The organism is Novosphingobium sp. 9U, from assembly GCF_902506425.1.
In the GTDB taxonomy this organism is placed as follows: domain Bacteria; phylum Pseudomonadota; class Alphaproteobacteria; order Sphingomonadales; family Sphingomonadaceae; genus Novosphingobium.
Genome location: NZ_LR732504.1, coordinates 26,109 through 53,068, shown reverse-complemented (window position 1 = coordinate 53,068; position 26,960 = coordinate 26,109). Strand labels below are relative to the sequence as shown.

Sequence of the window (26,960 nt, the reverse complement as noted above, 5' to 3'; positions counted from 1 at the left end):
GGCCCGCTACCTAGCGCGGGTCAGGTGGCAGGTCATCACTTCGTAAGTGGCGATGGCGCCGCCGGCCTCGAATCGGCGCATGACGCGGCGCAGCGCTCCTGCGCCGAGCGGGCGGTGACCCGGCGCCGCGGTCGTCGCGCCGATGCCGCGCAGAGCATGGAGGAAGGCAGCGGCGTCGGCATGGCGCTCGCGATAGAGATCGGTTGCAAGCGGCTCGGCCAGGCCGATCGCGGCCCATTCCGTCGCTTGCGTGAACTGCGGAGTACCCGGTGCAAGGTCCTCGGCCGCATGGGCCTCGCGCCACTCGGCAAAGGTGCCGGGGCCTAGCGTTGCGACCATCACGTGCCCGACGGGCGCCAGCCACTCGCGCCACCGGGCAAGCGCATCGGCCTCTTGCGCGAACCATTGGGTCGCCAGGCTGGCGCAGATGAGATCGAAGTCGCGCGCCGGGGGCGTGCCGTTTTCGCCATCGAGCACGGCGTATCGCACCGCGTCCCCCATCCGCGCGCGGGCACGCTCGAGCATGGCAGGGGCGATGTCGGTCAGCAGCCAGTCGCCCGAGAGACCTTCGTCGCGCAAGGCCTGCGTCAGGAAGCCGGTGCCGCAGCCGATCTCCAGCACCTTGAGGTCACGTGGCAGGGGCAGCGCTGCGATCCGGCGGGCGAGCTCGCGCGCGGCGAGACGCTGGACACGGGCATGGCGGTCGTACTCGGCCGCCGCGCCGAATGCGCGCGAGACATCGCCCTGGCCTTGGCTCACGCCAGCGTGGCCGCGAAAGAGCGGATCGCGTCGGCGCACCAGCCAGGGTCCTCGCGCTGCAGGAGGTGGCCGGCGTCCGGATGGGTCCGCCGCATGACACCGGGCACCGCCGCGAAGACCGTTTCGCGCAAAGCCATCGGCAGCAGCGTGTCGTGTGCGCCCTGAAGCGAGAGGATCGGCAGGCGCACCTGCCCGACGATCGCGCGCAAGTCGCCATCGCGCATGGTCACGAGGCTGGCCTGCAGGCGCTCGGCATCGGGCTCGCCCATCGGGACGGCGCTGCCGATACGCGCATGGAAGTCGGCGAGCACGGTCTCGGGCTCCTGCGCGACGGCGCTGACCATGCGGTCGACCACGCGCGCGGGGGTGCCGGGGAAGTCCGGTGCCGCGGTGAAGCGATCAAAGCCGTTGATCGCGACCATGCCGGCAAGTCCCTCCGGCGGCGCGGCAAGCAGGCGCATGGTGCCGAAGCTGTGCGTCACCGCGAGCACCGGCTCAGAGGGCACGGGTGCGGCACTCGCGCCGAAGTAGCCGGCGTCGTCGCGCAACTGGGTGAACTCGGGCAGCAGCGCCGCGAGCGGGTCCCACACGCCTGCGTCGAAGCCCCAACCATGGCAGAACAGCAGGCTCAGCGGCATGCGGCGATGGCCTCCAGCAATGCATCGATGTCTTCGTGCCGGTGCGCGGCGCGCAGGGCCAGACGCAGCCGGCTGGTTCCCGGCGGCACCGTCGGGGGACGGATCGCGGCGGCGAGGAAGCCGCGTTGCTCCAGCCTAGCGGCGAGCGCCAGCGTCTCCGCCTCGCCGCCGATCACCGCGGGCACGATCTGGCTGGCCGAGCCCGCGTGATCGAGGCCGAGCTGATCCAGCCCCGCTCGCAAGCGATCGGCGAGGGACCTGAGATGCGCACGTTCCGCGTCCATTGTCGGCACGAGATCCAGCGCCGCATCGATCCCGCCGAGCACGGCGGGCGGCAGCGCGGTGGAGAACACGAAGCCGCTCGCGGCGTTGGTAAGCCAGTCTATCAGCGCGCGGGAGCCGGCAATGTAGGCGCCGAAGCCGCCCAGCGCCTTGCTGAACGTGCCCATGATCACGTCCACCCTGGCTGGAACGGTGCTGGAGAGGCCCGCGCCGCCCAGCCCCATCACGCCGGTCGCATGCGCCTCGTCGATGTAGAGCACTGCGTCGTACGCGCGGGCGAGGGCGACCAGGCGCGGCAGATCGGCCACGTCGCCGTCCATGCTGAACACGCTCTCAGTGACGATCACGCGCGCGGGTGCCTCGGCGCCCTTGGCGGCGAGCAGCTCTTCGAGGTGTGTCAGGTCATTGTGTCTGAAGCGGTGCTGGCGCGTGCCGGCAATCGCGAGCCCGGCGTGCATGCTGGCGTGGTTCAGCCGGTCGCAGAACACCGCTGCCCCCGGCAAGGCGCTCAGCAGCGCGGGTAGTGCAGCGGCGTTGGCCTGCCAGCCGGAGGCGAAGATCAGCGCAGCCTTGGTGCCCTTGAACGCGGCGATGCGCTCTTCCAGCGCGAGCACTTGGGCGCTTGTCCCGGTGACGAGGCGCGAGGCGCCGCTGCCGGTGCCATGCCGCTGCGTCCACTCGCGTGCACGCTCCGCCAGCAACGGGTGAGTGGCGAGGCCGAGGTAGTCGTTGCTGGAGAAGTCGACCAGGCTTCGGCCATCGCGGACGATGTGACCCTGCGGCGCGAGCGTGGCGGCGCGCAGAGTGCGGCGGCGGCCCGCCTGCTCGACTTTCGCCAGTGCCGCTTCGAGGTGCTCGTCCAGGCTCGCCATTGCGCTGCGCGGTAGGGGATTGGGGCGGGGGTGACAACGGTGCTGTCTTCCAGATCCTCCCTTGAGGAGGAAGTGGCAGTCCGCAGGACTGACGGGGGGGTAGCCTTCTCAGTCGCGCACTACGCTGGCGGTGACACTTCTCCACCATCCGCTACGCGGACGGTCCCCCTCCCCTTGCAGGGCAGGATCTGGTTACCTCACTCATCGAGATCGAGGTACGCCACCACGTCATTGTCCGTCGCGATCCACAGGCCTTCCTGCACCGCCTCGTCCTGCTGCGCGGCGAGTGCCAGCGCCTCCGACAATGGCCCATAGAACAGCGTCGTCGCCGTGCCGCCCTCGCCGGCATCGTCGAGGTGGTAGAGCCGCACGCTCGCGTCCTGGTACGTGGTGCGCATCAGTCGGGCTCCCGCCGGGCGCCGTCGACGCTGCGGGCGAGCCGTTCTGCCTCGTCGCGCGCGAGGCGGCGTTGGGCCTTGGAGGCGCCATGGCGGGCGCGGTTGGCATCCGCCTCGGCGGCAGCATCGGCCCGCTGCTTCGTCTTGCGCGCCTGCCTGAGGTTGACGATCTCGGCCATGGCTTGCGTTCTACGCCTCGACGGCGGCGGTGGCGAGCCCCAGGTGCGGCAGCCCAACCGAGCGCTTGCCCGAGAAGTCGGTGCGCACCACCAGCAATCCATCTTTTTCCAGATAGTCGAGCAGGCGCTGGATGCGGCGGGGCGAGCTGGTGCCGTAGACTTGCGCCAGCTCGGCGTCGTCGGGGCAGGGGCGGCCTTCGAGCGCCGCCCGGCCGATCAGCAGGAACGGGGCGAGCAAGTCGTCGGGCACGCCGGCCGCGAGTTCCAGCAGGCCGGCCCAGCGCTCATCCGCAGGGTTCTCGATGCCGGCGACCGCCATGGCGAAGCCGCGACGGAAGCGCACCACGTCGAAGCCGCGCACCGACAATCCCCGCATGCGGCAGCGCAAGGTGAAGTCCTGGAACAGCGTGGCGGCAGGTTGGAAGGTGCAACCTTCCTCCGCGGCCATGGCGGCGAGGATCTCGGCAATGGCGGCCTCAGTCTCGGCCGGATCGACTTCGGGCAGTTCGGGTCGGCGCGGCGCGGGTGTATCGGTGGCGACGATGCGTTCGACCAGCTCCTCGGGATCGGCCCGCACCGGCACAGGACGCACGACTTCGCGGACCGGCTCGGCCAGATTGTCGTGAAGCAGCGCGTGCAGCTCTTCCTGGCTGGCGACCGGGGGCGGGGCATAGCTCTGCACCACCGCGCGGCTGCCGGTGCGCACCGCGCCGATGTTGACGGCAACCGGGCGGCGGCTGATCGCGGGGCCAAGGCCCAGGAACTGACCGCGCGCGAGATCGCGGATCGCTTCGGCCTGGCGGCGCTCCATGCCCAGCAGGTCGGCGGCGCGGGCCATGTCGATGTCGAGGAAAGTGCGGCCCATCAGGAAATTGCTAGCCTCGGCCGCGACGTTCTTGGCCAGCTTGGCGAGGCGCTGGGTGGCGATCACGCCGGCAAGCCCGCGCTTGCGGCCGCGGCACATGAGGTTGGTCATGGCGGCGAGGCTCACGCGGCGCGCCTCCTCACTCACCTCGCCGGCCGCAGCCGGCGCGAACATCTGCGCTTCGTCGACCACCACCAGCGCGGGGTACCACTCCTCGCGCGGGGCGTCGAACAGCGCCGAGAGGAACTGCCCGGCGCACTTCATCTGGCTGTCCACCTCCAGCTCGTCCAGCGCAAGGACGACCGAGGCGCGATGCTTGCGGATGCGGGCGGCGAGCTTGCCGATCTCCGCTTCGGCATAGGCGGCGCCATCGATCACCACATGGCCGAACTCCTCGGCCAGAGTCACGAAATCGCCTTCGGGATCGATCACTACTTGCTGCACCAGCGGGGCGCTCTCTTCCAGAAGGCGGCGCAGCAAGTGCGACTTGCCCGAGCCGGAATTGCCCTGGACGAGCAAGCGCGTCGCCAGCAGTTCGCCGACGTCGATCTCGATCGGGCCGCCATGGGGATCATGGCCGATGACGATGGTTGCGCTCACCGCCCGCGCATAGGCCGGGGTGCCAGCGATTCGGAACCGCAAGGCCGCAGTTTTCCAGAGCTTTTCGGAAACTCTCGGATGGTCCGGACCGTTAGCCAGTTAACATCCGGAAGGCACGCCCATGCACGCACGTTCGATCATCCTGGCCGCAGTGGCGGCGTTCGGCGGCGGAGCGGTGCTGTCCGCCTGTGCCGCTACCACCGAGCCGACGAGCGTGGCCTCGGCGGGCGCGAGCGCGGGGCGGCAGTGCTTCTACCGCTCGCAGGTCAACGGCTTCCAGCACGTGCGCAAGCAGGCGCGCGGCAGCGACGGCGTGATCGTCTCGGTCGGCGCGAACCAGCGCTACTTGTTCGAGACGCTGGGGCCGTGTCCCGATATCGACTGGTCGGAGACGATCGGCTTCGATCAGACCGGTCCAGGGCAGATCTGCGACGGCCTTGACGTCACGCTGGTGGTGCCTAGCACGATCGGCCCTCGACGCTGCGCCGTGCAGATGATCCGCCCGATCACGCGCGAGGAAGCGAAGACGCTGTAGCGGGCGCATTCACGCCGGCGTTGGAAAAACCCCACCCATTTTCCGCCTCAAAGGAGGGGGGGGGCTTCGTTGCGCAGTTACGAGACGGACAGCTTTGCCTCAGAGGTCCTGCAAGGCGTCGTGGACGTCGCGAGCGACTTCGCGCGCGCGATCTGCGGCATCGGCGGCGGCGTCGCTGCCGCGCTCGGCCCAGTCCTGCTCGGCGGCTGACCAGCCTTCCGGCGCGTAACTGTCGTCCGCTTCGTCTTGCCCATGTGACCGATAGCCGTAGCCGCCGTCGTCGTATCGTGGACGCGGCATCGAATAGCCCGGCTCGCTATCATCTTTTCGCTGGGATCCGTGCGGAGCGCGATCGTTCCAGCTACGGCCGTCTGCCCCGTTCTCAGGACCGACCTCGCCACTCCAGTCCTGCAGGGCGCGGCGTCCCAGCGCGAACCAAGAGCCGGTCTCCTGCGCCCAGCGCGGCAGTTCGAGCACCAGCGTGCCTTGCTCGAAGTCGGGCCGCAGACGCACTCCATTGCCGCGCTCCTCGGCGGGCGCTGCGAGGTCCGCATTTTGCCGGTCGCCCTGGATCGGCTGGCTGAGCACGACCGGCGCCGACGCGCGGCGGTCCTGATAAGGCGCAAAGCTCGGCACCGTCGCGAATGCGAGGTAGGCCCCCGCCGCGATCCCCACGACACCCAGCGAAAACATCAAGCGCACAGCGCCCATAAGCACCTTGTCAAACCGGTCGAACAGCGCACGTCTGTAGCGCGATGCGGCTGACGCATGGCTGAATGCCGGACAATTGCGACATTGTCGCAGCGCCAGCTCAGCTGGGTGTGACGGAGGCGGGCGTCAGGTCGGTGACGACGACGGGCGCGCTTGCGTTCGCGCTTGCGTTCGCCGCGGCCCGCGCTGGCTGTGGCTCGCTTGCGGCGCTCTCCGCGTGGCGCACGTCGGCGGCGGCATCGCGCGCTGCCTGTGCCGAATCGTCAGCCGCATCGCCGACGCTGGCCAGGATCACGGTGCTCGGCCGCTCGGGGGCATCGAGCGATTCAGGTGGGAGCGGTTCGCCCTCACCCGGCAGCGGCGCGGAATTGTCGAGCAGATCGGCGCCGTAATCGGCCACCGGGGTCACGTAGGCTTCGGAAGGATATTCCTGTTGCGCCGTCTGCCAGTTCACCGGCGTCAGGTCCTCAGGCGGCGCTTCGAAGGCCAGCACCGGCGTGGTGTCCGCTTGGGCATCGGGAACGCCAATCAGATCGCGCAGAGTCTCGCCCTTGTGTGCCATCGTGGTGGGGATCGCGAGCGCCATGAGCATTCCGGCGACGAGGCCGCCGCCCATGATGCCGCCGGTAAGCCGGAGTGCCTTCGCCTTGTCGCTCTTGGTCATCGGACATTGCCCTGTGCTGATGAGTCCTGTGTGTTTGTGTCGCTTGAACGTCGTTTGTGGCGCGGGTGTTCCGGGCTTGCGGATTAACATTGGTCATTTCGTGCGGCTGGGCGCTGGTGCCTGCCACCCCGCCGTGCCATGCCCCAACCATGCCTCATGGATCGATCCGCATCGGCGTCGGCGGCTGGGTGTACGAGCCGTGGCGCGACACCTTCTACCCCGCCGGCTTGGCGCACGCGCGCGAGCTCGCCTACCTCGGCGCGCATCTCACTGCGACCGAGATCAACGCCACTGCCTACCGCCTGCAGAAGCCGGCGACCTTCGCCAAGTGGCGCGATGCGGTGCCCGGCAGCTTCCGCTTCGCGCTCAAGGGCTCGAACTACTGCACCAACCGCAAGAACCTTGCCGAGGCAGGACAGGGCATCGCCAAGTTCGTCGGGCAGGGACTGGTGGAGCTGGGCGATCGGCTCGGCCCGATCAACTGGCAGCTGCGCGACACCAAGCGCTTCGACCCCGACGAGATCGAAACGTTCCTGGCGCTCCTTCCCACCAGCCACGAGGGCGTGGCGCTGCGCCATGCGATCGAGCCCAGGCACGAGAGCTTCGACGATCCGGCCTTCTACGCGCTTGCCAAGGCGGCGGGCGTTGCCGTGGTGGTAAGCGAGAGCGAGAAGTTCGCCGACTTCGCGCGAGACGATGGCCCATTCGTCTACGCCCGCCTGCAGCGATGTCGTGCCGAAGAGGCCACCGGCTATCCGCCGCAGGAGATCACCGAGTGGGCCGATCGGGCAAGAGGGTGGGCGAAAGACGGGCGTGAGGTCTACGCCTTCTTCATCTCCGGCGCGAAGGAGCGCGCACCCGCTGCGGCGCAGGCGTTGATCGCCGCGCTCGGAGGGGATGCGGTGCCGCCGGCCGAGTGCTAGGGCGCGCGGCATGACCACCTTGCGAACCGCCGCCCTGTCCTTGATCGCGCTGGCAGCGCTCTCCGCCTGTCATGCGCGGCGAGGGGAGGACAACGGCGGCGTTCCGGGCGATGGCGACTCGTCCAAGCCCTTCAGTGGAATCGCCCCGCAGGATACGCTGCACTTCGTCGGCACCGAACCGTTCTGGGGCGGCAGCGCGCACGAGGGCTCGCTGACCTACACCACCCCCGCCAAGCCGGAAGGCACCAAGCTGGCGGTGTCGCGTTTCGCCGGCCGCAACGGGCTGGGGCTGAGCGGCACGCTGGATGGGCAGGCCTTCGACATGACGGTGACGCCGGGCACCTGCAGCGACGGCATGTCGGACCGGCGGTTTCCGTTCTCGGTGACGCTGCGGATCGCCAGCGAGGTGCGTCAGGGCTGCGGGTGGACGGATAGCAAGCGGTTTACGCAAGTGAAGCACTGAGCTGTGCCGCAACGTTGTGGGCTGAGCCTGTCGGAGCCTACCCGCGACGGTGCGGCACCTCCCCACCACAGTAGGGAGGCGCCCGAAGCTTAGCTCTCGAACGAAGTCGCCAGCGTGATCTCGCAGTTGAGCAGCTTGGAGATCGGGCACCCGGCCTTGGCCTCCGCCGCGATCGCCTCGAATTCGTCCTGCGACAGCCCGGCGACCTTGCCCTTCAGCGCGAGTTCGGACTTGGTGACCTTGAAGCCGCCGTCTGCGGGCACCAGCGTCACCTTGCACTCGGTCTCCAGCGAGCCGTCTGTGTGTCCGGCCTTGGCGAGCGCGAAGCTGGTCGCCATGGTGAAGCAGCTGGCGTGGGCGGCGGCGATCATCTCCTCGGGGTTGGTGCCGGGCGCGTCCTCGAAGCGGGTGGCAAAGCCGTAAGGTGCGTCGATCACGCCCGAGCGGCTGGTGACATGGCCCTTGCCTTCCTTGCCGAGGCCTTCGTAGCGAGCAGTGGCGGTGTTGACGGTCATCTTGGGTCATCCTTGCAAGTGAGAGTTTCGGTTCGGGACGGGTCGGCCGAGCCGGTCTTGCCGACAGCTATGGACAGCGATGCCGCCGGCAAGGCATCATCGCGCGACTGACGGGAGCATGCGATGGAATTCGTGAAGGTCGCGGCGGTTGCCGACGTAAGTGAGGGCAAGCCGCTGGCGGCGGAGGCGGGCGGGCACAAGCTGCTGCTCGCGAAAGTCGCCGGCACGGTCTACGCCACCCAGCGCAGGTGTCCGCACCTGGGTTTCAACTTGTGCCGCGGCAAGCTTGAGGATCGGGCGACCGTCTGTCCGCTGCACAAGGCGCGGTTCGACCTAGCCACGGGTGAGATCGAGCGCGATCCGCGGCTCTGGATCATCGGCATGAAGGCCAAGTCCGGCTTGCAGACTTACCCGGTGCGGGTAGAGGGCGGCGACGTGCTGGTCGGTGTATGACGACGCTTCCTTCGCAGTTGCAGCGCACCAAAGGGCAATGCGGGGAACTCCGGGCTTGAACGTGCATTGTGGAACCCGGGCATGGTGCCGCGGATGGAGTGCAAGGGCGATCGATGTCGCACGATGATGATGTGACTTCGAGTGTCCGGCCAGGGTGGAATGCGGATCAATCGCATTACAACCCAGGTGGCGAGGCGCGCGGCTCCCAACTCCCCGAGGACAGCTTCTTCGAGGCGTCGGGCGTGCTGTTCGAGCAGGCGATGGCGCAGACGCGCATGGCGGTGTGCCTGTGCGACCCGCACCAGCCCGACATTCCGATCGTCTTTGCCAATCGCGCATTCCGCAACCTGACCGGCTACGAAGAGCACGAGGTCATCGGCAGGAACTGCCGGCTGCTCCAGGGACCCGACACCGACCAGCGAGAGGTCGACAAGATCCGCGCCGCGCTCGCGTCCGAGGACGTCGTGGTGGTCGAGCTGCTGAATTACCGCAAGGATGGCACGACGTTCTGGAACGCGCTGCACTTGGGGCCGATCTACCGTTCCGACGGCAGCCTGGCGTTCTTTTTCGGCAGCCAGTGGGACGTCTCGGAAGTGCGTGCCGCGCGGGCCGAGGAGCGCCACGCCCGGATCATGGCGCGCGAATTGTCGCACCGCATCAAGAACATGTTCGCGGTGATCTCCGGCATCGTAAACATCACGGGTCGCGTGCGTGGCATCCCCAAGGAAGCGGCGGAGATCAACGGGCGCATCCAGGCGCTCGGCCGCGCCTACGAGACGACGCTGGACGAGGCGTTCAGCGGCACGATCGAGATCGGCCCGGCGATCCGCGCGATCCTGGCGCCCTACGACGCCGACAAGGAGCGTCTGCAGTTCCTGGGCAACGGCTTGCGCGTCCACTTCGCGACAGTCTCGGTGGTCGGGCTGGTGCTGCACGAACTGGCCGCGAATGCCACCAAGTTCGGCGCCTGGTCGCAGGACGGGGGCCGCGTCGAAGTGGATTGGCGCGAGACCAAGGGCGACGATCCGGGCAAGCTCATGGTGCGCTGGCGCGAGCACGATGGTCCGCATATCCCCACACCGCCCGAAGAGCGCGGCACGGGCAGCCAGATCGTCGATCGCATGCTTCGCCACGGCGGCGGCTCGATGACGCGGCAATGGCACAGCGACGGCCTCGAAGCCACCATCGTGATCCCGGCATGAGCGGACACGCTCCAACCCCAAGAGGCCGCGCGGCATGAACATCCTGATGCTCGAGGACGAGCCGCTGATCCTGATGGACCTGGAGTTCGCCGCGGAGGACGAAGGGTGCCAGGCGCTGTGCGCCTCCAGCGTCAGCGAGGCGCTGGCGATCCTCGATGCGAAGCCGGTCGACAGCGCAATCCTGGACGTGACGCTGAAGGATGGCGAGACGTGCGTGCCGGTCGCGCGCGCGCTGGACGAGCGGCGCATCCCTTACCTGCTGCACTCCGGCGACCTCGACCGGCATGACGAGACGGTGCGCGCGCTCGGCGCCGAACTGGTTGCCAAGCCGGCCAGCGCCGCCGCGGTGATCGCCCGCGCCATCAAGTACGCACGCAACGGTTCGCGCCAGGCGGCGAACGGGTGATGGCCAAGAGCGGCACCGACGACGCATTCGCCTGGCCGCTGGTCGCTACGCAGGCCTGGTGGCTCGGCGTCGAGGCGAGCTGGGTCATCGGCCTGCGCTGTGCCCGCCTAGCCCAAGGCGGCGACTCGGCCAACCGCGAGGCGGTGCGCATGGTGGAAGAGAAGTGGCGGGCGCAAGTCGACCTTGCTGCCGCGCTTGCAACCGGCCGTTTCGGCACCGACCTGAGCCAGGTGGCGGGACGGACGATCGACCACTACCGCCAGCGCGTGCGGGCCAATCGCTCGCGTCTGACGCGGGGGTAGAGGTAAAGCGGGAGGGCGGCTGGCGGCTTCGACAAGCTCGGCCCTGGCGGTGTTTGAGTAAGCGGCTCCTCCTGATGCAAGATTTCGTTCGATTGCGCGATTTGCTCCTCCTTTCTTGAGGGAGGAGGTCGGGAGGTGAGTGTACCCCACGCCAGCGTGGACGCGCTGCCTGGCGGCATCGCTCCCCCACCCCCAATCCCAACCGGCCGGGAGGGGGAACAGTTGCAGATGATCATGCTCTAAGAAGCTCCACTGCAAGGGGAGGGGGACCGCCGCCGTAGGCGGTGGTGGAGGGGTGTAACCCTCTCGGCAGCGCACTACACCAGCGGTTACACCCCTCCGTCAGTCCTGCAGACTGCCACCTCCCCTCGCAGGGGAGGATCTTCAAGCTATGCTAGGCGCCCACCCCTGCGGCGCCAGCTCGAACCCATTGAACGAGAACCCGGGCACCACCACGCAGCTCACCAGCGCCCAGCCGCCGAGCGGAGCCGCGGCTTGCCAGTGCCCCACCGGCACCAGCACTTGCGGCGCCTCGCCCGCCAGCACATCGGGTCCGAGCCGGTGTTCCGCGACCGGCCCGTCATCGCCGGGCGCGATTGACAGCGTGATCGGCGCGCCGGCGTGCCACAGCCAGATCTCCGCTGCATCGACCTTGTGCCAATGCGAGCGCTGGTGCGCCTCCAGCAGGAAATGGATCGCGGTGCCCGATGCCCGTCCGTCCCGTCCATCCTCGCCGCGCCAGGTCTGGCGGTACCACCCGCCCTCAGGATGAGGCTGCAGATCGAGGCGAGCGATGATCGCCTGCGCGGTGTCGCCGGTCGCCATCCTCCTCAGCCGACTTCCACACCCTTCCAGAACGCGATGCGGTCGCGGATCTCGGCGGCGGCGGCTTTGGGATCGGGGTAGTACCAGGCCGCGTCCTTGTTGGTTGCGCCGTCGACTTCGAGCGAGTGGTAGCTTGCCGTCCCCTTCCACGGGCACACGCTGGTGGTGGCGCTCGGCCGCAACAGCGCCGCATCGACCGCCTCGCGCGGGAAGTAGTGGTTGCCTTCGACCACGACGGTGTCGTCGCTGCGGGCGATGACGGCGCCGTTCCAGCGGGCTTCGATCATGGCATGCTCCTTTCGCGATACAGCGCGCAGGCTGCGCGCGAAGGAGGAAGCGATCAAGCCGCCACGAAGGCGCGGGCGTCCTGCAGCACCATCTCGGCGCCTTTTTCGGCGATCATCATCGTGGGAGCATTGGTGTTGCCCGATACGATCGTCGGCATCGACGAAGCGTCGATCACCCGCAGACCCTCTAGTCCCCGCACCCGCAGCCGCGAGTCGAGCACCGTCCCCATTGCGGCGGTGCCGACCGGGTGGAAGATCGTCGTGCCGATCTCGCCCGCAGCGCGTTCCAGTTCCTCTTCGGTCTGGAACTGCATGCCGGGCCTGGTCTCCTCTGGGTGGTACTTGGCCAGTGCGGGCTGGGCGACAATCCGGCGGGTGACGCGGATCGCCTCGGCAGCGACACGCCGGTCCTCGGGCGCCGAGAGATAGTTTGGGCGGATCATCGGCGCGCTGTCGGGATCACGATCGGCAATGCGCGTGGTGCCGCGGCTCTCGGGCCGCAGGTTGCAGACACTGGCGGTGAAGGCGGGAAACACGTCGAGCGCGCCGCCGAACGCCTCCAGGCTGAGCGGCTGCACGTGATATTCCAGGTTGGCGGTGGCGAAGCGCGGGTCGCTCTTGCAGAACAGGCCTAGCTGGCTGGGCGCCATCGCCATTGGCCCGGTGCGCCGCGCCAAATACTCCAGCCCGATCAGCGCCTTGCCGAACAGATGCCCGGCGCGTTGGTTGAGCGTCGCCACACCCGAGACCTTGTAGGCACAGCGCAGCTGCAAGTGGTCCTGCAGGTTGGCACCCACTTCCGGCCTGTCGACCAGCGGCGCGATGCCGAGGTCCTTCAGTCGCGCCGCATCGCCGATGCCGCTGCGCTCCAGGATCGCGGGCGAGCCGATCGCGCCCGAGGACAGGATCACCTCGCACCGAGCGCGGGCGGAGCGCTGCTCATTGCCTTGGCGCCAGGCGATGCCGACCGCACGGCCATTCTCGACCACGACCTTGTCGACATGCGCGCCGGTGACCACGCGCAAGTTCGCGCGGCCACGCACGGGCTTGAGGAACGCGTCGGACGCGCTCCAGCGCCAGCCGCCGCGTTGAGTCACCTGGAAGAAGCTGGAGCCTTCGTTATCGCCCGTGTTGAAGTCGGCGATCGCGGGCAGCCCGTATTGCTCGGCCGCCTCGCGGAACGCTTCGAGGATGTCCCAGCGCAGGCGCTGCTTCTCCACCCGGATCTCGCCGCCGGTGCCGTGGAACTGGCCGCCTTCGTAATGGTCCTCGGCGCGCGTGAAGTAGGGCAGCACATCGTCCCAACCCCAGCCGGTCTGGCCGGCCTGGCGCCAGCCATCGTAATCTGCGGCCTGCCCGCGCATGTAAATCATGCCGTTGATCGACGAGCAGCCGCCCAGCACCTTGCCGCGCGGGTACTTGAGCGTGCGACCACCCAGGCCTTCCTCCGCCTGCGTCGACATGCACCAGTCGGTGCGCGGATTGCCGATGCAGTACAGGTAGCCGACCGGCACGCGGATCCAGATGTAGTTGTCGCGTCCGCCGGCTTCGAGCAGCAATACCCGGTTGCGCGGGTCTGCGCTCAAGCGATTGGCCAGCACGCATCCGGCGCTGCCGCCGCCGGCGACGATGTAGTCGAACTCGTCCATGCAGGTGCGCTAGGACCGCACGCGATCCCGATCAAGTCTCGCTCCGACGATGCCGCGAAGCTCCGGGCTGCAAATCGCTTGAAGCCGCGCGCCTGCCGACCCTAGATGCGCGCAAAGCATGCAAGGAGCCTCGCGTGAGCACACCGGTTATCGGCAAAGTCGGCATATGGTCGCTGGAATTGCGGTACGGAGATCGTGCGCAGGCGCTGGAGGCAACTGCCGAGCTCGACGAGCTGGGCTATGGCGCCTTGTGGGTCCCGGGCGGCATCGACTCCGGCGTGCTGGCGGACATGGAAGCGCTGCTGGGGGCCAGCAAGCGCACCGTCATCGCCAGCGGCATCCTCAACATCTGGAAGCATGAGCCAGCGGACGTCGCCGCCTGGTATGCAGGCCTCGGTGAGGCGGACAAGGCGCGCCTGCTGCTCGGCATCGGCGTCAGCCACGGACCGATCATCGGCGAACAGTGGCGCAAGCCGCTGGAGGCGACCGGAAGCTTTCTCGACGGGCTGGAGGCAGGCGGCATGGCGATGGACCATGTCTGTCTCGCAGCGCTGGGACCCAAGATGGTCGCGCTGTCCGGCGAGCGTTCGGCTGGCGCGCATCCCTACCTCGTCACGCCAGAGCACACCGCACAAGCGCGCGAGATCCTGGGCCCGGGCAAACTACTCGCGCCCGAGCAGGGCGTGGTGCTGGAAGCCGATCCGGCCAAGGCGCGCGCCTTGGCGCTCGGTGCGGTGGAGCACTATGCGCGGCTGCCCAACTACCGCAACAACTGGAAGCGGCTTGGCTTCGAGGATGCCGAGATCGACGCCTGCAGTGATCGTCTGCTTGAGGCGCTGTTCGCGATCGGCTCGGTCGAAGCGGTGGCGCAGCGGGTGCAGGCGCACCTCGATGCCGGCGCCGACCATGTCTGCCTCCAGGTGATCGCCGACCGCGAGGCGGGCTTCGCCGCCTTGCGCCGGCACTGGCGCGACCTCGCCGAGGCGCTGCTTTGAGCGACGGCGAGGGGGAAGGCTGGGAGTTCTCGGGCGCCTGCGACGATCCCGGTCGGTTGCGCGGACGCTGTGTCGGCCACCGCATCACCATCGACGCCCCGCCCGAGCTGGTGTGGGACTTCGTCGCCGACTTCCAGGGTTGGTCGAGCTGGAACCCGCTTTACGGCGACACGGTGGGCGCCGCGGAAGAAGGCGAACGCTTGCGCTTCAGCGTGCAACTGGCGGGCATGAAGCCGCAGAAGGGCCAGGCCGTGGTCCGCAAGGCGGAGGCGGACACGCTGCTGGAATATGCCGTATCCAGCATGGGCGGGTTGGTGAAAGCCTACCGGTACGTCGAGATCGAGGAACTCTCACCTGTGCGCTGCCGGGTGGTCAACGGCGAGATCATGGGCGGTCCGTTGGGTGGGCTGGTGTACCGCGCGGTCGGCGCCAAGGTGGGCGAGGGGCTCAAGGCGATGAACGAAGCACTCAAGCGCGTGGCCGAGCGCAAGTGGCGGGGGCGGCCGGGCTAGGGCTCGGGGGTGAACCGCGAAGCCGGCCGGCTGCGCTTTCTGCGTGAAGCAAGCCAGCATTGACGCTCACCCACACTCTCGCGCATCTGGAAACGCACCGCAAAGGATCCTCATGCGCACAGCTCTCCTGACCCTCGCGCTCATCGCCAACCCTGCGCTCGCCGCCACGCCCGAACAGACGGCGCAGGCCGCGCTCAAGACAGCGCCTGTGTGGGATGGCCACAACGACGTGCCCGAGCAGCTGCGCGAGCGGCGCAAGGACCTGCTGGACGGGTTCGACTTTCGCGACACCAGCGCCACCGCAGATCCCGCGAAGAACCAGCAGGCGATGCACACCGACCTTGCGCGCCTGCGCCGAGGCCGGGTGGGCGCGCAGTTCTGGTCGGTCTACGTCTCCGCCGATCTGCCCGAGCCGCAGGCGGTGCAGGCGACGCTCGAGCAGATCGACGTCACCAAGCGCCTGATCGCGCGCTATCCTGCGGACATGCAGCTGTGCACCAGCGCGGCCGAGGTCGAGAAGGCGTGGAAGGCGGGCAAGGTCGCCTCGCTGATCGGCATGGAAGGCGGGCACTCGATCGGCGGCTCGCTCGGCGTGCTACGGCAGATGTATGCGCTGGGTGCGCGCTACATGACGCTGACGCACTTCAACACGCTCGCCTGGGCCGATGCCGCCACCGATGCGCCCAGGCATGGCGGCCTGACCGATTTCGGCCGTGACGTGGTACGCGAGATGCAGCGCATCGGCATGTTGGTCGACTTGAGCCACGTCAGCGCCGACACCATGCGCGACACGCTGGAGGTGGCGAAAGCACCGGTGATCTTCAGCCACTCGGGCGCGCGCGCGATCAACACGCATCCGCGCAACGTGCCCGACGATGTGCTGGCACGGCTGAAGGCGAACGGCGGCATCGTCATGGTCGATTTCGCGCCCGACTACGTCAGCGAAGAGGTCCGCGCGTGGAGCGCGGCGAAGAAGGCCGAAAGCGCACGCAGCGCCGCGATCTGGATCGGAGATCCCGATGCGCTGAAGAAGGCCGATGCGGATTGGCTTGCCGCGCATCCCGCGCCCAAAGCGACCTTGGCGCAAGTGGCCGATCACATCGACCATGCGGTGAAGATCGCCGGAGTCGACCACGTCGGCTTGGGCGGCGATTTCGACGGCGTCGGCTCGTTGCCGACGGGGCTGGAGGACGTCGCGGCGTATCCGGCGCTATTCACCGAACTGGCCCGCCGCGGTTATACGCGCGCCGACCTGGAGAAGATCGCCAGCCGCAACATGCTGCGGGTAATGAAGGCGGCCGAGGCTTACGCGGCCGCGCATCGCAATGATGCGCCGATCGAGTCGCCGACGACATTCTGACCCTCTCCCCGGTGGGAGAGGGTCATGCCTCCCACACTAGCGGCAGGTTGCGGATCGACAGCAGCCCCGGGAACACCGTCGTATCGGCGCCTGGCTTGACCCGGAATTTAGGCACGCGCGCGAACCATTCTTCCAGCAGTACGCGCAGTTCGCGGCGGGCGAGGTGAGCGCCGAGGCAAATGTGCACGCCGCCCACGAAGGTGAAGTGGCGGTTGGCCTTGCGCTCAGGGTCGAACTCGCGCGGGTTGTCGAAGCGGGCCGGGTCGAAGTTGCCTGCCGGGTTCAGGCACTGGAACGAGTCGCCCTTGCGCACCTGGATGCCGTGCCACTCGAAGTCGAGCTTGGCCGTGCGTGCCGACGAGAGGATCGGCTGCGTGCGCAGGAACTCCTCGACTGCCGAGTTGATGATCCCCGGTTCCTGCCGGATGCGCGTCTGCAGCTCGGGCTGGAGCGCGAGGCGGCGGAACATCTGCGCGATCGTCGCGGCCACGGTGTCGAGCCCCCCCAGCCACAAGAACCAGACCATGCCGATCTTCTCGTCATCCGTCAGCGCGCGGCCCTCGACCTTGCCGTGAACGATCGCGGAGACGAGGTGCTCGTCGGGCTCGCGCTCCTTCTCTGCGATGAAGCCGCGCAAGTAGTCGAGCACGCCGCGCAGCGCCGCCTGCATCTTTTCCAGCGAGCCGGAGTGCAGGATGTCCCACTCCCAATCGAGGAACTGGGTGAACTTCTCGTCCGGAAAGCCCATCAGCCCCATGAAGATCCGCACCGGGAACACGCGCGCGAAATCCCAGGCCATGTCGACCTCGCCTTTGTCGACGACAGCCTCGATCATCTCGACGCAGATGCGGCGGATGCGCGGCTCCAGGTCGCGCGTGATCCGCGCGGGCGAGAAGTAGGGCATCAGGAACAGCCGGTACTTCTGGTGATCCGGCGGGTCGATCGCCAGCGGGATCGACTTGAAGGTCTCTCCGATCAGCCGCTGGAACTCGGCAGTGCCGGCGTTGGAGAAATGCGCGTTGTCCGAATAGACCCGCTCGATATCCTCGTAGTGGCTGACCACCCAGCTGCCGGTGCGGTTGCCCGAGATTGCGCCCAGGCCATGGCTCGCGGGCGGGTTGAACAGCAGCCGCGGGATCTCCGCGCCGGCAAGCCAGCCGACCGGCGCGTAGGGATCGACCAGATCGTTGGGCACGTTGCCCATGGCAAAGCTCAGGTCGACGATGCGGTCCTTGGGTACGTTGTCGGGCGCGTCGAAGTCGATGCGGATGGCATCGAGCGTGGCGGTATCAGGCATCCTCGTCTCCCTTATGGGCAGACTGTGCCGCGCGTGGTGCCCGCTCGCAAGCGGGCCCGGGAACAGCGGACCCACTATCGCGACGCCCCGGGCGATTCATCGTGGCCGCGTTGGCCGAAGCATTGTATTTAGGGGGATGGGCTGACAAAATGAGACATAATCAGCTTTTTGCATTCCCGGGAGACGTGCCATGGCAGATGCCGACAACAACGATATCGCGCAGAACGCGCGCAAGTACTGGTCCGCTGAAGGGTACACACCAGGCGGCGTGATCCGCGAGGTCGACTATGCGACCCAGTCGGGCGGCCTCGATCCGATGTTCGAAGGCATCAAGATCGTCGACACCGACACCCACATCACCGAAGCGCCGGACCTGTTCACCAGCCGCGCACCGGCCAAGTGGAAGGACAAGGTGCCGCAGGTCAAGCTCGACAAGGACGGGGTCGAGCGCTGGTACGTGGGTGACCGCAACTTCGGCTCGATGGGCGGCAACGTGATCCGTGCGGACAACAACAAGCTGCTCGGCCGGCTCGCGTTCCCGTTGCTGGAGCAGGCGCACCCGGGTGGCCACCAGCTGAAGGAGCGCCTGCAGGCGATGGACGACATGGGCGTCTATGCCCAGATCGGCTTCCAGAACTCGGGCGTGACGCAGGCCGGCTCGCTGATGAGCCTGGGCGACAACGAACTCGCGCTCGCCATCGTGCAGATGTACAACGATGCCTCGGCGGACTTCCAGAACGCCTCGGGCCAGCGCATCTTCAACATGGCGCACCTGCCGTTCTGGGACCAGAAGGCGATGGAAGCCGAGGCGCGCCGCTGCCACGACATCGGCCTGCGTGGTTTCGTGTTGCCGGATACGCCCGAGCGCGTCGGCGTGCCCAGCTTCATGCACGACTACTGGACCGGCTTCCTCGAGATGTGCGAGGCCACGGGCATGCCGCTGAACTTCCACCTCAATTCGGCGGTGGATCCCAACACGCTGACCTGGGAAGGCTTCCAGTTCGAGCAGACGCTGTCCGTGGTCGCCACGATGTTCTCGATCGGCAACGCCGCTACGCTGGGCAACTGGTGCGTCTCGGGCCGGCTCGACCAGCATCCCAAGCTCAAGATCGGCCTGATCGAGAGCGGTGCGGGCTGGGTGCCCTTCGCCATCGAGGCGCTGGAGCACCAGTTCAACGAGATGCTGCCGCGCTTCTCCAAGACGCTCAATCGACGCCCGGCCGAGTACTTCCGCGATCACTTCTGGTGCACCTTCTGGTTCGAGAAGGTCGCGCCCAAGATCCTGCTGGAGACCATCGGTGAGGACAAGCTGATGTTCGAAACCGACTTTCCGCACCCGACCTCGCTCTATCCGGGCGTCCAGGCGCACTTGAAGGACGTGCTCGGCGGCTACAGCTACGAGACGCAGAAGAAGGTCCTGCAGGACAACGCGACCAAGCTGTACAACCTGCCGTTCTGATCGGCCGGCGCAAGCTGACGAAAAGCCGGGGTGCAGCGATGCACTCCGGCTTTTTTTCGTGGTGCTGGGCGGTTAGCGCCAATGGCTCGGGTACGGCGCTCTGCCGCACGCCGGCTACTTGGGAAGGACCACTTCGACCCGCCGGTTTCGGGCGCGCCCAGCAGGATCGTCCTTCCCCGTCAGCGTCTCATTGGGCGCGATCGGCGCCGTCTCGCCTTTGCCGCTGGCCTCGAACGAACGCTGGCGAACCCCGACCTCTCCGGAGAACCAGGCGACCACGGCACGGGCCCGTGCCTCCGACAGCTTCTGGTTGTAGGCATCGTCGCCCTTGCTGTCCGTGTGGCCGATGACCTTGATCGGACCGGCCGGTGCGGCCAGGATCAGCTGCGCCGATGCCTTTAGCTGCTCCGTGGCAGCAGGGTTGAGCTCGGCACTGTCGAACGCGAAGAGGGCGTCGGTGGGCAAGTCGATGATCGTGCCCATGTCGGTCACACGAACGTTGAGGCCGCTCACCGCGCTCTTCAGCGAGCTCACCTGACCGACGAGACCCGGGCCGGACCGTGCCGGTGCAGACACATCGGAGGGCGCTGTCGCCGCTTGCGATGCAACGGCGGGCGCATCGGCTTGCGTGCCCTCGGGCTCACGCTCACCCGAGCAGGCGCCCAAGACTAGGCAGAGCGCAGCGCACGCGACGACTCGCATTACCGGGTGACCGGAATGCCATCGAACGGCGCCACGCCCGGGAAGTTGATCGACACCGTCTTGCTCTGAGGCGAAGGCGCGGCGAACTTGGCCCAGATCACGCCCGGCTTGATCTCGCATTGCGCCATGATCGCATCGCCGCCGACGTTGGACGCAAGCCAGTTGCCCTCGTTGTCCTTGAGCACTGCGATGCGCTGTGCCGTGGCGTCGTCGATCACGCTGATGCTGGGCACGCGGAAGCTTTCGGAATTGATCTTTTCGGAGCTGGAGCAGCGCAGTGTGACCGTGAGGATGTCTCCCGTCACCGCCACCTTCATCAGGTCGACTTGCGAACCGTCGGGGCCGGGCTGGCTTTGGATTACCGTCTGCGCCGGCATCGGCGTGACAGGCGGGGTCTCCGCTTCGGGCGTCGCAGTCTCGCGCGTGACGCTTGGCGTCGTGCCCGTGTCCGGCGTGGCGGTGGTGGGCTGGGTGCTGCTGTTGCATCCGGCCAGGAAGAGAAGTCCCGCCAGGGCGGCGTGCCCGATCAACCGTGCCATCGCGTGCTCCTCAACAAATGTGAGAAGGATACGCTTGTGCGGCAGTTCGGTTGCCAGCGGAGCTTCGGCAAGTTGGGCTTCAACCGGTGGCGATTGTCGTGTTCGTCGTTATTCAATGCCGATACCACAGCGTCACCGACGCCGCGTGGTTCATGCGGGTGCGGCCGGCGGTCTGGTTGATGGTCTGGTTGAGGTAGCCGATCTCGACGGTCGAGGCGCCGGGCAGGCCTACTTCAGCGCCCACAAAGGTACGCAGTTGGTCGAAGCCGCTGCGGGCACCCCAGTCGGTGTCGTTGAATGCCAGGAAGGCCTCGGTCCAGACCAGCGCGTTCACGGCGTCACTTCGGGCTTTCAGCGGGTGCTCGTAGCGCAGCATCTCTCGCAGGCGCCAGCCAGTGTCGCTGCCGTTGCTGCGCCAGCGTTGTTCCAGCCGGGTGCGCGAGGACAGTTCGCCGCCCGCCGGCTTACCCAGGGCGAGGTTCAGCTGCTGGAAGCTGCGCTCCTCGTTGATGTCGCGCCTGCCCTCGATGGCGGTCACCACGTGGGCATAACCCTGGTAGAGCGTCGCGGAGGGAGAGAGCTTCCATCCCACGGCGCCGCGCAACAGCAGCTGGTCGAGCCGGGCGCCATTGCCGAAACGCGGCTGGACCTCGGCGAAGTAGACGAGGTCGCCCGACACCGAACCCAGCGCGGTGAGATTGACCCAGGCTTGTTCGTCATGCTCGGTCTCGGCAAGCGCGGGGCTGGTCCAGAAGGTCAAGGCGGAGAGGGCGATCAGGCGCAGGCGGTTCATGCCGCGCGCCTATGTCGCGTCGGCCTCCGGGCGCTTGCCCCATTGTCACATATTGTTGCCGGTCCGGGTTGGCATGCCGATCACGATCCGAACTGCGGCTCGGGAACGGCCGTGCTGACGCTACCGACAAAAATCGGCGCCGTCGGCCTCCAGGTGGAAGTGGTTCTTGTGCGCCGCGTTGTAGCCCGGACCCAGTGTGGTGCCGAAGCGCTTGCAGGCGCTGGCGTGAACGACGCGCAGGAACCGGCGTTCGTCGGCCGTGCCGCCGTCCCAGTCGGCGAGAACGGTGATCCGCCGCCCATCCTCCAGCACGAAGCCCGAGACATCGATGGCGTTGGCAGTGGCGTGGCCGGACAAGCGGCTGGTGCCCGCGACCGTACGGCACGAGTAGCTGCCGAAGGTCTCGATCCGCGCGACCCGCGAGCCGAGGATCTGCTCGGCCGCCCGGTCAACCCCGAACCGGGCCCAGGCGGCGAACTGCTGTGCCATGGTGCAGGTCACCGGGCCGAGGTTCGAGAGCGCGAGTTGCGCGGTGTCGCTGCGCAGGCTCGCCAACCGCACGGTGCCGACATTGCGGCAGCCGGGCGAGAACACGCGATCCGGGATCGGCGTGAAGTTCGCCTGCAGCAAGCCGAGCTGCATCATGCACTGGCGATTGTCGATGCCCGGCCGCGAGGCCTGAACGGGTCGGCGTGCCGGCTCTCGTCGCGACACCTTGGGGATGTCGATGCAGCCGTGCAGCACGGCGAGGAGCGGAAGGAGCGTCAGGATCCGTCGCATACTCGCGGTATTCCCGTCTATGGTTTCTACTTAGTTAACCGATAGTTGGCTGGCTCATTGTATGCGGCCAGAGCGAGCCACGCGAGCCATGGGCCGAAATGGTGCGCGGGTAAGCCGGGGATATCTTCCTTGACTTGGGGGCGGCCGCCACTAGAGCCGGCGCCGGGCCACGCGGTCCCAACGCCGCGCGTGCTCTCTGCAAGGAGAGACTACATGACTGAGCATACCAAGCCGTCGGTTAAGCCGGCGCGCCCGTTCTTTTCCTCGGGTCCCTGCGCCAAGCCTCCGGGCTACTCCCCCGAAAAGCTCGCCACCGCATCGCTCGGCCGCTCGCACCGCGCGAAGATCGGCAAGACGCGCCTCCAGCTCTGCATCGACCTGATGCGCGAAGTGCTGCAGCTGCCTGATACGCACCGCATCGGTATCGTGCCCGGCTCCGACACCGGCGCGTTCGAGATGGCGATGTGGACGATGCTGGGCGCGCGGCCTGTCACCACGATGGCTTGGGAGAGCTTCGGCGAAGGTTGGGTGACCGACGCGGTCAAGCAGCTCAAGATCGACCCCACCGTGATCCGCGCCGATTACGGCCAGCTGCCCGATCTCGGCCAGGTCGACTGGTCGAACGACGTGCTGTTCACCTGGAACGGCACCACCTCGGGCGTGCGCGTGCCGAACGCCGATTGGATCGCAGAGGACCGTGCGGGCCTCTCCTTTGCCGATGCGACTTCGGCGGTGTTCGCCTACGACATCGACTGGTCAAAGATCGACGTCGCCACCTTCTCCTGGCAGAAGGTGCTGGGCGGCGAGGGCGGACATGGCGTCCTGATCCTCGGGCCCCGCGCGGTCGAGCGGCTGGAGAGTTACACCCCGGCGTGGCCGCTACCCAAGGTGTTCCGCCTGGTTTCGAAGGGCAAGCTGTCCGAGGGCATCTTCAAGGGCGAGACGATCAACACGCCCTCGATGCTGGCGGTTGAAGACGCGATCTTCGCGCTCGAGTGGGCCAAGTCGCTGGGTGGTCTGAACGGCCTGAAGGCGCGCTCGGATGCCAATGCCGCCGCGCTCGACAAGCTTGTGCAGGAGCGCGACTGGCTTGGTCACCTCGCAACGGATGAGGCCAGCCGGTCCAAGACCTCGGTCTGCCTGACCGTCGAAGGTGCTAATGCTGACTTCATCAAGCAGTTCGCTGCCTTGCTGGAGAAGGAAGGCGCAGCCTACGACGTCGCCGGCTATCGCGACGCGCCGGCCGGCCTGCGCATCTGGTGCGGCGCCACCGTCGAGACCGCCGATATCGAGGCGCTCGGGCCGTGGCTCGACTGGGCCTATGCGACCGTGAAGGCCGGCTGACCCAACCCCACCCATTACCGTCGCCCCGGGCTTGACCCGGGGCCCCGCTTCCTTCCTCTCGCCCGCAAAGAACAAGCGGGATCCCGGATCAAGTCCGGGATGACGAGGGAAGGAGTGCAAGGACAGGAACAACACCCATGACCAAGCCCAAAGTCCTCATCTCCGACAAGATGGACCCCAACGCCACGCGCATCTTCCAGGAGCGTGGCTGCGACGTCGACGTTATCACCGGCGAGACGCCCGAAGAGCTCATCGCCCGCATCGGTCAGTACGACGGCCTGGCAATCCGCTCCTCGACCAAGGTGACTAAGGCCGTCCTCGACGCCGCGACCAACCTCAAGGTCGTCGGCCGTGCCGGCATCGGCGTCGACAACGTCGATATCCCCGCAGCCTCGGCCCAGGGCGTCGTCGTGATGAACACGCCGTTCGGCAACTCGATCACCACCGCCGAGCACGCAATCGCGCTGATGTTCGCGCTCGCCCGCCAGCTGCCCGAGGCCAACGCCCAGACGCAGGCCGGCCTGTGGCCCAAGAACGGCTTCATGGGCGTCGAGGTCACCGGCAAGACGCTGGGCCTGATCGGCGCGGGCAACATCGGTTCGATCGTCGCCAGCCGCGCGCTGGGGCTGCGCATGAAGGTCGTCGCCTTCGATCCGTTCCTCACGCCCGAGCGCGCGATCGAGATGGGCGTCGAGAAGGCGGACCTCGACACCTTGCTGGCCAAGGCCGACTTCATCACGCTGCACACGCCGCTGACCGACCAGACGCGCAACATCCTCTCGGCCGAGAACCTCGCCAAGACCAAGAAGGGCGTGCGCATCGTCAACTGTGCGCGTGGCGGCCTGATCGACGAGGCGGCGCTGAAGGCCGGGCTCGATTCGGGCCACATCGCCGGCGCCGCGCTCGACGTGTTCCAGACCGAGCCGGCCAAGGATTCGCCGCTGTTCGGCACGCCGGGCTTCATCTGCACGCCGCACCTCGGCGCCTCGACCACCGAGGCGCAGGTCAACGTGGCGCTGCAGGTGGCCGAGCAGATGGCCGACTTCCTGGTCAACGGCGGCGTCACCAACGCGCTCAACATGCCATCGCTCAGCGCCGAGGAAGCGCCCAAGCTCAAGCCCTACATGGCGCTGGCCGAGAAGCTGGGCAGCCTGGTGGGCCAGCTGACGCGCGACTCGGTGCCGCGGATTTCGATCCACACCGAAGGCGCGGCGACCGAGCTGAACGGCAAGCCGATCACCGCCGCGGTGTTGGCGGGCTTCATGCGGGTGCAGTCGGCCACGGTGAACATGGTCAACGCACCATTCCTGGCGAAAGATCGCGGCCTCGAAGTGCGCGAGGTCAAGACCGAGCGCGAGGGTGACTACCACACGCTAATCCGCGTCTCGGTCAAGACCGAGGCGGGCGAGCGCTCGGTGGCCGGCACGCTGTTCAACAACGTCGAGCCGCGCCTGGTCGAGATGTTCGGCATCAAGGTCGAAGCCGAGCTGACCGGGCACATGATGTACATCGTCAACGAGGACGCGCCGGGCTTCATCGGCCGGATCGGTACCTTGCTCGGCGAGAGCGGCATCAACATCGGCACCTTCAACCTCGGCCGCCGCAATGCCGGGGGCGAGGCGGTGCTGCTGCTCTCGGTCGACAGCGCGGTGCCGGCGGACGTGCTGGAAAAGGCGCAGCGGCTGCCCGGCGTGAAGACGGTGAAGGCGCTGTCGTTCTAGAACGCATCGGCGCGCAAAGCGCGGCCGGTTCTTCGAAGTCCCCTCCCGCTTGCGGGAGGGGCTAGGGGAGGGCCTGTTTGCGGGCAGGCGCGACATGCGATACAGGCCCTCCCCCGACCCCTCCCGCAGGCGGAAGGGGAGCTTGGCGACCGCCACCTTCGGGGCAGGATTCTCTCGATGCACGATACCGACCGCGACCTCCTGCCCGAAGGCCTGGGCGACCGCTCCCCTGTGCAAGCCGCCGCTGCCAGCCGCGTGCGGCGCGGCGCGCTCGATGTGTTCGCCAGCCACGGCTATGTGCGGGTGGAGACGCCGACGATCGAGTTCGAGAAGTCGATGGCGAGCCGCATGGCCGGCATCGAGCCGCGGCGCATGTTCCGCTTCGTCGACCCGGTCTCGCTGCGCACGCTGGCGCTGCGTTCGGACATCACCGTCCAGCTCGGGCGCATCGCCGCGACTAGTCTAGCGAGCCGGCCGCGCCCTCTGCGCCTGTGCTATTCGGGGCAGGTGCTGACGATCAAGGGCGATGGCCTCGACCCTGCGCGAGAGCGGTTGCAGCTCGGCGCGGAGTTGATCGGCAGCGACAGCGTCAGCGCGGCTGCCGAAGTGGTCGCCATCGCGATCGAGGCGCTGGAGCAGGCGGGCGCGACTGGCATCTCGGTCGACCTCACGCTTCCCGACTTGGTCGATACGCTCGCCGCCGAGGCACTGCCGCTCGCACCGACGCAGATCGAGGCGGTGCGCCGCGAACTCGATGCCAAGGACGCTGGCGGTCTCGTCGACGCCGGTGGCGCAGGTTACCTGCCACTGCTCTATGCAGTCGGCCCCTTCGAGCAGGCGATCGCGCGGCTGGCTGCGTTCGATGCCGGTGGCGCCCTCGCCAGCCGCATTGCGGGCTTGCGCGATATCGCCGCCCGGATCGGCGGACGAGCGCGCGTGACGCTCGACCCCTCGGAGCGGCACGGCTTCGAGTACCAATCCTGGTTCGGCTTCATGATCTACGCCACCGGCGTCCAGGGCGCGCTCGGCCGCGGCGGCACTTACCGGATCCTGGGCGAGACCGCGGAGGGCGAAGTCGCGACCGGCTTCTCCCTCTATCCCGACCGCTTGATCGACCTGCTGGCCGAAACGACCAGCGAACCGGCCGCGCTGTTCCTGCCACTCGGGCACGACCCGCAGATCGCGGCACGTCAGCGCGCGGTGGGCTGGCGGACGGTGGCGGCACTGTCAGGCGAGGATGACCCGGTGGCGCTGGGCTGCTCGCACCGGCTGGAGGGTGGCGAGGCGGTTCCGCTCTGAGCGGACTTGAGCGCGCGTAAGCCTATCCGCAACGCGTGTTCAACACGTTGCACTCGCCTGGCCGCCCGCTTTATCCTCGGCCGAGGAGAGCCGCACGATGATCGAGTTCCTAGAAGCGGAGGCGGGCATCCGCCAGCTCCACGCGCACTACACCGACTCTGCGTGGCGCCAGGATCTGACCGCATTTGGCGATTGCTTCACGATCGATGCCGAGTGGCGCATATCCGGCATGGTAATGCGCGGGCGTCATGAGATAGCGAGCGGGTTTGGTGGCGTCGTCGCCCGCTGCAACCGCGTGCTGATCAGCTTCCGCAATCCGCAAGTCGATCTCACCGGACGCGGTCGGGCGAGTGCGCGGACTTACGTCACAGAGCAGTGCAGCTGGCACGACAAGCCGCCAAACATGAACATCGGGCGCTACTACGACCGTGCGGTACTGGATGGCGACCGCTGGCGGTTCTCCTGGCGGCTGTTCCAGCTGCTCTACTCGGGGCCGCCGGACCTCACCGGTGCATACCATGAGCACCCGGACTATGGCGCGTGGCCCGGCATGCCGCCGCGTGATGCCGTGCCCGCGGCGGCGCCTGGACGTGACTAGGTGCGACGTGGGGGCTGTCCTACAGGCCACCAT

32 protein-coding genes are annotated in these 26,960 nt (G+C 67.8%); 15 read left to right on the top strand and 17 right to left on the bottom strand.

The annotated features are described in order from the left end of the window. Window positions 1-6: 6 nt before the first annotated feature. From GV044_RS16910 to GV044_RS16885, 6 genes are all read right to left on the bottom strand, one after another. Window positions 7-798: a methyltransferase domain-containing protein gene (locus tag GV044_RS16910; protein ID WP_236555049.1), complete on the bottom strand. Its 792-nt coding sequence runs from the start codon at window positions 796-798 to the stop codon at window positions 7-9. Then, complete coding sequence (locus GV044_RS16905; protein WP_236555048.1) at window positions 756-1,397, bottom strand: alpha/beta fold hydrolase; 642 nt, start codon at window positions 1,395-1,397, stop codon at window positions 756-758. The genes GV044_RS16910 and GV044_RS16905 overlap by 43 nt, the downstream gene beginning before the upstream one ends. Further along, window positions 1,388-2,551 (bottom strand): 8-amino-7-oxononanoate synthase, encoded by a 1,164-nt coding sequence (gene bioF, locus GV044_RS16900; protein ID WP_159873041.1) that lies wholly within the window; start codon window positions 2,549-2,551, stop codon window positions 1,388-1,390. The genes GV044_RS16905 and bioF overlap by 10 nt, the downstream gene beginning before the upstream one ends. Before the next feature lie 197 nt (window positions 2,552-2,748). Continuing rightward, entirely contained in the window at window positions 2,749-2,949 is a 201-nt protein-coding gene (locus tag GV044_RS16895; protein ID WP_159873039.1) for a hypothetical protein, read from the bottom strand. Further along, window positions 2,949-3,128, bottom strand: a complete 180-nt coding sequence (locus tag GV044_RS16890) for a DUF4169 family protein (RefSeq protein WP_159873037.1) — start codon at window positions 3,126-3,128, stop codon at window positions 2,949-2,951. The genes GV044_RS16895 and GV044_RS16890 overlap by 1 nt, the downstream gene beginning before the upstream one ends. Before the next feature lie 10 nt (window positions 3,129-3,138). Beyond that, a complete protein-coding gene (locus GV044_RS16885) occupies window positions 3,139-4,593 on the bottom strand; it encodes an ATP-binding protein (protein WP_159873035.1) in 1,455 nt (484 codons plus the stop codon). 121 nt (window positions 4,594-4,714) lie between these two features. On the opposite strand from GV044_RS16885, the gene GV044_RS16880 reads away from it, so the two are divergent. Further along, complete coding sequence (locus tag GV044_RS16880) at window positions 4,715-5,128, top strand: DUF6491 family protein (RefSeq protein ID WP_159873033.1); 414 nt, start codon at window positions 4,715-4,717, stop codon at window positions 5,126-5,128. Between the two features lie 99 nt (window positions 5,129-5,227). On the opposite strand, the gene GV044_RS16875 is transcribed toward GV044_RS16880, so the two are convergent. Both GV044_RS16875 and GV044_RS16870 read right to left on the bottom strand, forming a co-directional pair. Next, complete coding sequence (locus GV044_RS16875; protein WP_159873031.1) at window positions 5,228-5,821, bottom strand: hypothetical protein; 594 nt, start codon at window positions 5,819-5,821, stop codon at window positions 5,228-5,230. Window positions 5,822-5,939: 118 nt separating this feature from the next. Beyond that, window positions 5,940-6,503 (bottom strand): hypothetical protein, encoded by a 564-nt coding sequence (locus GV044_RS16870; protein ID WP_159873029.1) that lies wholly within the window; start codon window positions 6,501-6,503, stop codon window positions 5,940-5,942. A gap of 149 nt (window positions 6,504-6,652) precedes the next feature. On the opposite strand from GV044_RS16870, the gene GV044_RS16865 reads away from it, so the two are divergent. Together GV044_RS16865 and GV044_RS16860 are read left to right on the top strand one after the other, a co-directional pair. After that, window positions 6,653-7,426, top strand: coding sequence for a DUF72 domain-containing protein (locus tag GV044_RS16865; RefSeq protein WP_159873027.1), 774 nt, complete (start codon window positions 6,653-6,655; stop codon window positions 7,424-7,426). 10 nt (window positions 7,427-7,436) lie between these two features. Then, window positions 7,437-7,889, top strand: a complete 453-nt coding sequence (locus GV044_RS16860; RefSeq protein WP_159873025.1) for a COG3650 family protein — start codon at window positions 7,437-7,439, stop codon at window positions 7,887-7,889. A gap of 89 nt (window positions 7,890-7,978) precedes the next feature. On the opposite strand, the gene GV044_RS16855 is transcribed toward GV044_RS16860, so the two are convergent. Next, window positions 7,979-8,404 carry an OsmC family protein gene (locus GV044_RS16855; protein ID WP_159873023.1) on the bottom strand — a complete coding sequence of 142 codons (426 nt, stop codon included), beginning with the start codon at window positions 8,402-8,404 and terminating at the stop codon, window positions 7,979-7,981. 123 nt (window positions 8,405-8,527) lie between these two features. Here GV044_RS16855 and GV044_RS16850 point away from each other — a divergent pair, with 123 nt between their 5' ends. The 4 genes from GV044_RS16850 to GV044_RS16835 all read left to right on the top strand — a co-directional run bounded on the left by GV044_RS16850 (window position 8,528) and on the right by GV044_RS16835 (window position 10,767). Next, a complete protein-coding gene (locus GV044_RS16850; protein WP_159873021.1) occupies window positions 8,528-8,857 on the top strand; it encodes a Rieske 2Fe-2S domain-containing protein in 330 nt (109 codons plus the stop codon). A gap of 113 nt (window positions 8,858-8,970) precedes the next feature. Then, window positions 8,971-10,059 carry a PAS domain-containing protein gene (locus tag GV044_RS16845; protein WP_159873019.1) on the top strand — a complete coding sequence of 363 codons (1,089 nt, stop codon included), beginning with the start codon at window positions 8,971-8,973 and terminating at the stop codon, window positions 10,057-10,059. A gap of 34 nt (window positions 10,060-10,093) precedes the next feature. Continuing rightward, complete coding sequence (locus GV044_RS16840) at window positions 10,094-10,465, top strand: response regulator (protein WP_159873017.1); 372 nt, start codon at window positions 10,094-10,096, stop codon at window positions 10,463-10,465. Continuing rightward, window positions 10,465-10,767: a hypothetical protein gene (locus GV044_RS16835; RefSeq protein ID WP_159873015.1), complete on the top strand. Its 303-nt coding sequence runs from the start codon at window positions 10,465-10,467 to the stop codon at window positions 10,765-10,767. The genes GV044_RS16840 and GV044_RS16835 overlap by 1 nt, the downstream gene beginning before the upstream one ends. 384 nt (window positions 10,768-11,151) lie before the next feature. On the opposite strand, the gene GV044_RS16830 is transcribed toward GV044_RS16835, so the two are convergent. The 3 genes from GV044_RS16830 to GV044_RS16820 are packed head-to-tail and all read right to left on the bottom strand — an operon-like array spanning window position 11,152 to window position 13,528. Beyond that, window positions 11,152-11,592, bottom strand: coding sequence for a cupin domain-containing protein (locus tag GV044_RS16830; protein ID WP_159873013.1), 441 nt, complete (start codon window positions 11,590-11,592; stop codon window positions 11,152-11,154). A 5-nt stretch (window positions 11,593-11,597) separates the two neighbouring features. Continuing rightward, window positions 11,598-11,879: a DUF427 domain-containing protein gene (locus tag GV044_RS16825; RefSeq protein WP_159873011.1), complete on the bottom strand. Its 282-nt coding sequence runs from the start codon at window positions 11,877-11,879 to the stop codon at window positions 11,598-11,600. A 53-nt stretch (window positions 11,880-11,932) separates the two neighbouring features. Beyond that, window positions 11,933-13,528 (bottom strand): GMC family oxidoreductase, encoded by a 1,596-nt coding sequence (locus GV044_RS16820; protein WP_159873009.1) that lies wholly within the window; start codon window positions 13,526-13,528, stop codon window positions 11,933-11,935. Window positions 13,529-13,662: 134 nt separating this feature from the next. Between GV044_RS16820 and GV044_RS16815 the strand changes: the two genes are divergently transcribed. The 3 genes from GV044_RS16815 to GV044_RS16805 all read left to right on the top strand — a co-directional run bounded on the left by GV044_RS16815 (window position 13,663) and on the right by GV044_RS16805 (window position 16,395). Continuing rightward, a complete protein-coding gene (locus tag GV044_RS16815) occupies window positions 13,663-14,523 on the top strand; it encodes a TIGR03620 family F420-dependent LLM class oxidoreductase (RefSeq protein ID WP_159873007.1) in 861 nt (286 codons plus the stop codon). Then, the gene (locus tag GV044_RS16810) at window positions 14,520-15,035 is read left to right on the top strand and encodes an SRPBCC domain-containing protein (RefSeq protein ID WP_159873005.1); all 516 of its coding nucleotides are present in this window, start codon (window positions 14,520-14,522) and stop codon (window positions 15,033-15,035) included. The genes GV044_RS16815 and GV044_RS16810 overlap by 4 nt, the downstream gene beginning before the upstream one ends. Window positions 15,036-15,147: 112 nt before the next feature. Continuing rightward, window positions 15,148-16,395, top strand: coding sequence for a dipeptidase (locus tag GV044_RS16805; RefSeq protein WP_159873003.1), 1,248 nt, complete (start codon window positions 15,148-15,150; stop codon window positions 16,393-16,395). A gap of 22 nt (window positions 16,396-16,417) precedes the next feature. Here the strand turns inward: GV044_RS16805 and GV044_RS16800 are convergent, their stop codons facing one another. Then, window positions 16,418-17,692 carry a cytochrome P450 gene (locus tag GV044_RS16800; RefSeq protein WP_159873001.1) on the bottom strand — a complete coding sequence of 425 codons (1,275 nt, stop codon included), beginning with the start codon at window positions 17,690-17,692 and terminating at the stop codon, window positions 16,418-16,420. Between the two features lie 190 nt (window positions 17,693-17,882). On the opposite strand from GV044_RS16800, the gene GV044_RS16795 reads away from it, so the two are divergent. Further along, window positions 17,883-19,151: an amidohydrolase family protein gene (locus GV044_RS16795; RefSeq protein WP_159872999.1), complete on the top strand. Its 1,269-nt coding sequence runs from the start codon at window positions 17,883-17,885 to the stop codon at window positions 19,149-19,151. Between the two features lie 114 nt (window positions 19,152-19,265). Here GV044_RS16795 and GV044_RS16790 read toward each other — a convergent pair whose 3' ends face one another. The 4 genes from GV044_RS16790 to GV044_RS16775 form a co-directional block, all read right to left on the bottom strand. After that, window positions 19,266-19,853 (bottom strand): OmpA family protein, encoded by a 588-nt coding sequence (locus GV044_RS16790; protein ID WP_159872997.1) that lies wholly within the window; start codon window positions 19,851-19,853, stop codon window positions 19,266-19,268. Continuing rightward, window positions 19,853-20,392, bottom strand: a complete 540-nt coding sequence (locus GV044_RS16785) for a hypothetical protein (RefSeq protein WP_159872995.1) — start codon at window positions 20,390-20,392, stop codon at window positions 19,853-19,855. The genes GV044_RS16790 and GV044_RS16785 overlap by 1 nt, the downstream gene beginning before the upstream one ends. Before the next feature lie 112 nt (window positions 20,393-20,504). Further along, entirely contained in the window at window positions 20,505-21,185 is a 681-nt protein-coding gene (locus GV044_RS16780; protein ID WP_159872993.1) for a DUF2490 domain-containing protein, read from the bottom strand. A 120-nt stretch (window positions 21,186-21,305) separates the two neighbouring features. Beyond that, a complete protein-coding gene (locus GV044_RS16775) occupies window positions 21,306-21,965 on the bottom strand; it encodes an extensin family protein (protein ID WP_159872991.1) in 660 nt (219 codons plus the stop codon). A 213-nt stretch (window positions 21,966-22,178) separates the two neighbouring features. On the opposite strand from GV044_RS16775, the gene GV044_RS16770 reads away from it, so the two are divergent. The 4 genes from GV044_RS16770 to GV044_RS16755 all read left to right on the top strand — a co-directional run bounded on the left by GV044_RS16770 (window position 22,179) and on the right by GV044_RS16755 (window position 26,927). Beyond that, window positions 22,179-23,309, top strand: a complete 1,131-nt coding sequence (locus tag GV044_RS16770) for a phosphoserine transaminase (protein ID WP_159872989.1) — start codon at window positions 22,179-22,181, stop codon at window positions 23,307-23,309. A 137-nt stretch (window positions 23,310-23,446) separates the two neighbouring features. Further along, entirely contained in the window at window positions 23,447-25,030 is a 1,584-nt protein-coding gene (serA, locus tag GV044_RS16765) for a phosphoglycerate dehydrogenase (protein WP_159872987.1), read from the top strand. A 177-nt stretch (window positions 25,031-25,207) separates the two neighbouring features. Beyond that, a complete protein-coding gene (locus tag GV044_RS16760) occupies window positions 25,208-26,329 on the top strand; it encodes an ATP phosphoribosyltransferase regulatory subunit (RefSeq protein WP_159872985.1) in 1,122 nt (373 codons plus the stop codon). A gap of 97 nt (window positions 26,330-26,426) precedes the next feature. After that, window positions 26,427-26,927, top strand: coding sequence for a nuclear transport factor 2 family protein (locus tag GV044_RS16755; RefSeq protein WP_159872983.1), 501 nt, complete (start codon window positions 26,427-26,429; stop codon window positions 26,925-26,927). Window positions 26,928-26,960: the final 33 nt, after the last annotated feature.